A 6632-nucleotide genomic window follows, 5' to 3' on the forward strand; every position below is an offset into this window, starting at 1 on the left:
TACATATTATATAATGTAATTATTAAAAATAAAGGAGTGGCAATTAATGATTAAATTAAAGAATAAATTTCAAATAATAAGTTTTTGTTTATTTACTTTTATAGGTTTATTATTTATTTTTAATATTAAATGTTTTTATGCTTTACATGGGATAACTTTAGAAACGCAAAAGATACGATTAGAAGAAAGGAAAAATGAACTAAAGTCACAAGAAATAGTACTATCTAGAGAGCCAAGAAATAATGTAAATAATATTGAAAGATTATGTCATATTAGAACCAGAAATAGTTAAGATAGATATGGAAATATATATGATAATGCAACAAATTCAAATGCGAGACATTATACAATAAACCCAAAACATTCCGAGGCGAATAGAATAATTAGAAGAAAACATTAAATAATAATTAAATATAAATAAAAAGAGATTTTTCATTAATGTTCAATTTAAAATAATTTATCTTTGTTTAATAAATTTTAAAGGATTGTTATTTATAATAAATAATCAAAAATTAACGGCGATGAATAATAATGAATTTGGAACTAGTAATACTCCGTCAATAAAATTCGCGAAAATGCAAGCAAAAAAGCTAATGTAGAAAAATAAATATCACAAGAAAGACATAATCAAAATAATCTTCAAAAAATTGAAAATCTTACTAAAATATCAACAAATTTAACAAAATTAATTAATAATCAATGATGGTTTGTTTAACTAATGAAGTTTTAAACATTTTAACTTCTTTTACAAGCATTTCCATGCCACCTGATTTTTTTAACTTCTTTTTCTTCTCTTTTTAACGATTTATTATTAAAAACCATGAAGCAATAACCAAGGTTTACGTTCTGTTGATATATATATTATTTTACCGATGGATCTTTATCATTTATATGATTTTTGTTATCATATATAATGTTAGATTTATATTACGTATTTCTAAAAAAGAAAAATTACCTCAATTAACTAAATAAAAAAAACTAACTTTTTCAAGTTAGTTTTTTTATGATATATAATTCATTATTTGAAAATATCCCACAATAAAATCAATCATAGGATCTAAATGAATTAATAGATTGTTTATCATTTTAATTCTAAATATTGTTTTTCCGGTTGTTTAATAGTTTTTTTAGGAATCACTAATTTTAATATTCCTTCTTGTAAAGTTCCTTCTACTTCTTTTAAATCGAAATTTTTATCTAAATAGAAACTACGTTTAAAAACACCTTTAAATCTTTCTTTTCTAATGAAATTAGGCTCTTTTTCTTCTTTTTCATGAGAATTATTGGCTTCAATAATTAAGTAACCATTTTCTAAAGCGACTTTGACGTCTTCTTTTTTAAAGCCCGGTAATTCAACATTGATAATATATTGTTTATCTTGTTCTTGAATATCGGTTTTCATAATATTGTTTGTTTTAACAAAAGGGTTTAATGTATTGATATCTTCAAAAAAATTTTCAAATAAATCTTGATTTGGATTAATTAAATTAAATAACATGAATTGAACACTCCTTTTATATTATTTTTTATATAAAGACAAAATTAAAAAAGCTTTTAGAAGAAACTTAAAACATTTTTCTATTTTTTATTTTAAGTTCACTTTTATTCTATCAAAAAAAACTAGCACTGTCAAGAGGTGAATGCTAATTTTTTAAAAAAGATTTATTTTGTTAATAAGGACCTTTTTATATTGTAAAAATATAGTTGATAATATGTAAAAAATACAAAATAACACTTATATTCCTAATATTTCTTGTTGTTGGATTAAAAGTTCTTCTCCTTTATGGGTTAAATGTAATTTTTCGCCTTCTAATTGAACATAACCTTCTTGAAATGTTTTTTTTAAACATTTTTGATAAAAAGAAGAAGACCATTTTAAGGATTTTTGGGTTTGAATAATATTTTCTTTTTTTTCGTGGTTTTGGATATGAATCAATAAGTTAATCATCCCAAAATATTTTCTTTGTTTATTCTTTTGGATTAATTTGGTTATTACTCCATTTTTGGTTTCAAAAATAAAGAATAATAAAAAAATTAATAACATCGCTGAAGAAATAGCACCTGATAAAGTCATATTAAACCAAATACCCGCACTATAACCTACAAAAACTCCTAGAAAAGCGAAAAACATAGAAAATAAAACACTACTAAATAAATTTTTAGTAATTAATAAAGCGGTAGCCGCAGGTGCGATAAAAAAGGAAATCATTAGTATAGAACCCGACATTTCAAAGGCGGCTACAGATGTTGCGGAGACTAAAGTGATTAAAATATAATTGATTAAAGTAGGATAAAAACCTAAAGAAACAGCTAAATTTTTATCAAAAAGAGATAATTTTAATTCTTTATAAAAGACTAGACAAAAGAATAAATTCAGTAAAAAAACAGGTAAAATAATTTTAATTTTACTGCTATTTATGAATTCTAAACTACCAGTAAAAACGGCGTCAATATCTAAATGAGCATCACGAATATAAATAGTTATGATAAAGACTGCTAAAGCGAATAAAAAAGCAAAAGTAATTCCAATAGCTGCATCTTCGTTAATTTTGCTATGTTGAGAGAGGATATCGCTCAAATAAGATGTAAAAACACCTATTAACGTAGCTCCCATGATTAAATAAGGAGAATTAAGATCCCGCACTATTAAAAAAGTTAAGACAATACCTAATAAAACACTGTGACTAATAGCATCAATTACCATCGGCATTCTTTTTAAAATTAAAAAAACACCTAAAATAGAGGCAGCCATAGCTGTTAAAACTGCGATAAAAAAACTATTAAAATCAAAATTATTGCTAAATTCGGAAAAATTATTAATCATGAAATTCCCCTTTCATTAATTTTTCTACTAATTGTTGCCCTTTTACAGTTAAAGTAATTTTTTTTTGATTATAAGCGAAGTATTTTCGTTCCAAAAACGAAGCTTCTACGGGATAATTTTCATGTTCTATTTGTTGATCTTTTTGGTTATAGATATGAATCAAAAATTTATATTTTTTAATTTTTTTTTGATATTGGTTACTTTGTAAACGGGTTTTTAAAATACCATGTTTAGGGGCCAAATATAAAGAAATAAAAACAAATAAAGATAAAAAGATTGTAATAATCGGACCAGTAGGAACATGCGGCCAACCTATATCAATAACGCTAAAAATAGTGCCTAAAAAACCAGCTATTAAGGAAAAAAGAGAGGCTAAAAAAATATTTATTTTTAATTTATCACTCCATTGTCGGGCAGATATTGCAGGAGCAATGATAAAAGCGCTCATTAAAACAATTCCAGCAATCCTTAAACCAATAATAACAACAGTTATGGTTAAAACATTAATGATTTTTTTCATTATTTTAGCATTAAATCCAACACTTTGAGAAAAGGAAGGGTCAAAAATAAATATTTTTAATTCTTTTTTAAACACATAAATAAGGGTTAAAACCAAAAGAGCAATTATACACACCGTATATACATCTTTGTTAGACATAGAAGCTATTTGCCCAAGGGTTAATTTTTCTAATTGAGCGATAGAAGGATTGGAGTTTTTTTGTTGTATAATAGATAAAAGCATCTGTCCTAAACCAAAAAAAGCCGACAGAATTAAAGCCAAAATAGCGTCATATTGGATGGGTGAATTTTTTTTAATCATTTCTATTAAAGATAAAGCTATTATAGATATTATAAAAGCTCCTATGATTAAAACTAATATGCCGGGTTGTTTGGCAGAATCATCTCCCATAATTAAACCATGTACAAAATAAGCTAATACGATTCCTGGTAGAGAAACATGAGATAAAACATCTCCTACTAAAGCTTTTTTATTTAAAACCACAAAAACGCCTAAAATAGCCGCAGCTAAACCTAAAACAGCGATACCAATTAATTGATAACTAATATCATTAATTAAACGAAAAATTTCCATCATTTATCAGACTCCTCTTTAGAATTATTGGAAAATTTTTTAAAAAAATCAAATTGATAAGTTTTTTTAAGGTTTTCTGGAGTAAAAACCTCTTGAACTGGTCCACTATTGATTTTTTTCACATTTAACAAAGTGACGTAATCAAAATAGTGTGTAACCGTATTTAAATCATGATGAACCACTAATACTGTTTTTCCTTGATTTTTCAACTCTTTTAAAACTGACATAATAGCTTTTTCTGTTTTAGAATCGACCCCTTGAAATGGTTCATCCATTAAATAAAAGTCTCCTTGTTGAGCTAAAGCTCTGGCTAAAAAAACTCTTTGTTGTTGACCGCCAGAAAGTTCGGAAATTTGGCGATCTTTTAAATCTAGCATTTCTACTTTTTTTAAAGCCTCTAAAGTGATTTGTTTATCTTTTGTTTTAGGTCTTTTAAACCAACCTAAAGAACCATATCTACCCATTAAAACAACTTCAAAAACGTTAATAGGGAAATCCCAATCCACAGTATTTCTTTGCGGAACATAAGCTATTTTTTTATAAATTTGTTGATATTTTTGGTTATTAAATAAAATTTCTCCTGATACTTTAGGAATTAAATTTAAAATAGCTTTTAATAAAGTGGATTTCCCTGCTCCATTAGGCCCGATAATGGCCATTATAGAACCTGGGAAGATATCTAAATCAATATCCCATAAAACCGGTTTTAAATGGTAAGCCACCGTTAAATCTTTAATAGTAATAGCTCTTTTTTTATTCATTTATTCAGTTCCTTTGTAATTATTTCGATATTATGTAAAAATGTTTGTAAATAATTTAAATTAGCATTTAAAGAGTCGGAAAATAAACCGTTTTCACCTTCACACATTTTAATATGATAATCGCCTTTTTCTACCATTTCTTTTAAACTTTGTAATGTGTTGTTTGTCATTGAACTTTCGGTAAAAATGGCTTTTATTTGTTTATCTTTAATGTTTTGAGCTATTCTTCTAATGTCGCCAATACTAGCTTCTGTTTGAGTAGAAGTGCCTTGGATAGCTTCTATTTCTAAGCAAGCTACTTTTCCAAAATAAGAAAAAGCATCATGAGAAGTGACTAAATATCTTTTGTTTTCGGGTATACTTTGTAATGTTTTGATAGCTTCGTCTATTTTATTAATTACTGTGTTTTTATAATTTGTGAAATTGTCATTTAAAATACCTTTAGCTTTTGTTTTTGTTTCGCCGTCTGTTTTTTCAGTTTTATCAATTAAGTTTTTTATTTCTTCTTTTAATAATTCTCCGACTTCCATCCATAATTCGTAATTAAACCATATATGCGGATCATCTACACCATCATGTTGTATTATGTGGTTATTTGGATTTTCTTTCAATTTTTCTCCAACATTAAATAATTTATCTGGCTTTTCTTCAGAAATTAATAATTGAAAAGCTTTTTCCATGTTAGCTTCTAAATGGAGCCCATTTATCACTATTAAATCACTTTGTAAAATAATCAAACGATGGTTAGGGAGAGGTTTATAATTATGAGGATCAACGCCTACTCCCATCATAGGTTTTTTTAATTCTAATAAATTATCGATCAATTGGTTATTTGGTGACTTTTTATCAGGAATGTTATTGTCGTTAAATTTATCATATAAAATATGCTGTGTTAAATCGTATAACATATTAGTTGTGGTCACGATGGTTTTTTTATTCTTTTGGTTGATTTTTTGTTTATTTTGTTGTTGTATAAAATAAACAGAAGACAAAAAAACTAAAACAATTAAAATTGTTGAAATAACGAATACATTAATTTTTTTCATTTTTTTCCTTTTAGTATTTGAAAATATTTTTATGCGGGAAATGTGAATTATTTTTAATTTAACAGCTTTTTTTGATCTATTGTGGGGATTGATATATATATAGTATTGCTTGAATGTTCAAAAGAGAAAAACAATTATCGCATCAAAAAAGCAACATTCATACAATTTATATTTATCCCCTTTATGGATTAAAAAGGATATTTTCTATTTTTTTCGATATGTCAGATTCGGAAAGGAAATTTTTGAATCAAAAATGAGGGCATTTATAAAAAAAGATAGTATTATTAATATAAAAGCGGAATTAAATTTATAATTTTGTGGTGTATTTTAACATATTTTAGGTTATATCGTAAGAAAATGAATTGTTAATTCGTGGTTATAAAAGGTAATTGTTTTAAAAGATTTGTTTCAGTTTTAAAATTTTTTTTAATAACTGATAATAACTAATAAATAAACCTATGATGCTTTAATAGATATTTTTTTGATAAATTAATCTAATAATGTGATTAGAAAAAAATCTATTTTGTTGGAACTTAATGATTGTTAATGATTAATTATCTCTAAAAAAAGGATTATATTGTTAATAATGAGATTTATTTTAAATAATTTATACGTTGTTGAAATTACTACATTTTTATTATACTCTTTTTTTGTTTTTAAAAACATTTTTTTTAACAAAAAAAGAGATATTGAGCAACATTTTCTTGATTAAAAGCTGATTCCATCTTGATGCATTAACCTCTAATACAGTTTTTCCAAGATTTAAAGGTGTTAAACAAAAAAACCTCTATTTCTCACGGGTGAGCCCCAGCAAAATAGTTCCGAATGAGAACAACTAATTTTTCTAAAACAAATACCTTTTAGAAAAAATTATTTATTAATTTACTATATGATAACATAAAAAAAAT

Annotated in this window: 7 protein-coding genes; 2 read left to right on the forward strand and 5 right to left on the reverse strand. The window is 25.3% G+C overall.

The genetic code is table 11. The annotated features are described in order from the left end of the window. Nucleotides 1-46 precede the first annotated feature (46 nt). A complete protein-coding gene (locus RI76_RS02495; protein WP_017192572.1) occupies nucleotides 47-292 on the forward strand; it encodes an SVM family protein in 246 nt (81 codons plus the stop codon). Between the two features lie 160 nt (nucleotides 293-452). After that, entirely contained in the window at nucleotides 453-599 is a 147-nt protein-coding gene (locus tag RI76_RS03420; RefSeq protein WP_425311472.1) for a hypothetical protein, read from the forward strand. A gap of 482 nt (nucleotides 600-1081) precedes the next feature. Here the strand turns inward: RI76_RS03420 and RI76_RS02500 are convergent, their stop codons facing one another. From RI76_RS02500 to RI76_RS02520, 5 genes are all read right to left on the reverse strand, one after another. Further along, complete coding sequence (locus RI76_RS02500) at nucleotides 1082-1498, reverse strand: Hsp20/alpha crystallin family protein (RefSeq protein WP_017192573.1); 417 nt, start codon at nucleotides 1496-1498, stop codon at nucleotides 1082-1084. A 237-nt stretch (nucleotides 1499-1735) separates the two neighbouring features. Next, on the reverse strand, nucleotides 1736-2824 hold the full coding sequence (locus RI76_RS02505) for a metal ABC transporter permease (RefSeq protein ID WP_017192574.1): 1089 nt from the start codon (nucleotides 2822-2824) through the stop codon (nucleotides 1736-1738). After that, complete coding sequence (locus RI76_RS02510) at nucleotides 2817-3920, reverse strand: metal ABC transporter permease (RefSeq protein ID WP_017192575.1); 1104 nt, start codon at nucleotides 3918-3920, stop codon at nucleotides 2817-2819. Before RI76_RS02510 ends, RI76_RS02505 begins: the two co-directional genes overlap by 8 nt. Then, nucleotides 3917-4678, reverse strand: coding sequence for a metal ABC transporter ATP-binding protein (locus RI76_RS02515; RefSeq protein ID WP_017192576.1), 762 nt, complete (start codon nucleotides 4676-4678; stop codon nucleotides 3917-3919). The genes RI76_RS02510 and RI76_RS02515 overlap by 4 nt, the downstream gene beginning before the upstream one ends. Then, nucleotides 4675-5724, reverse strand: coding sequence for a metal ABC transporter solute-binding protein, Zn/Mn family (locus tag RI76_RS02520; protein ID WP_017192577.1), 1050 nt, complete (start codon nucleotides 5722-5724; stop codon nucleotides 4675-4677). The genes RI76_RS02515 and RI76_RS02520 overlap by 4 nt, the downstream gene beginning before the upstream one ends. Between the last annotated feature and the right edge of the window lie 908 nt (nucleotides 5725-6632).

The sequence above is a fragment of the Milkweed yellows phytoplasma str. MW1 genome (genome assembly GCF_000309485.1).
Classification (GTDB): Bacteria; Bacillota_I; Bacilli_A; order Acholeplasmatales; family Acholeplasmataceae; genus Phytoplasma.

Bases quoted from the DNA above. Each gene is read 5' to 3' on its own strand.
- RI76_RS02515 (WP_017192576.1), bottom strand. From the start codon at position 4,678: ATGAATAAAAAAAGAGCTATTACTATTAAAGATTTAACGGTGGCTTAC.
- RI76_RS02500 (WP_017192573.1), bottom strand. From the start codon at position 1,498: ATGTTATTTAATTTAATTAATCCAAATCAAGATTTATTTGAAAATTTT.
- RI76_RS02495 (WP_017192572.1), top strand. From the start codon at position 47: ATGATTAAATTAAAGAATAAATTTCAAATAATAAGTTTTTGTTTATTT.
- RI76_RS02510 (WP_017192575.1), bottom strand. From the start codon at position 3,920: ATGATGGAAATTTTTCGTTTAATTAATGATATTAGTTATCAATTAATT.
- RI76_RS02505 (WP_017192574.1), bottom strand. From the start codon at position 2,824: ATGATTAATAATTTTTCCGAATTTAGCAATAATTTTGATTTTAATAGT.
- RI76_RS02520 (WP_017192577.1), bottom strand. From the start codon at position 5,724: ATGAAAAAAATTAATGTATTCGTTATTTCAACAATTTTAATTGTTTTA.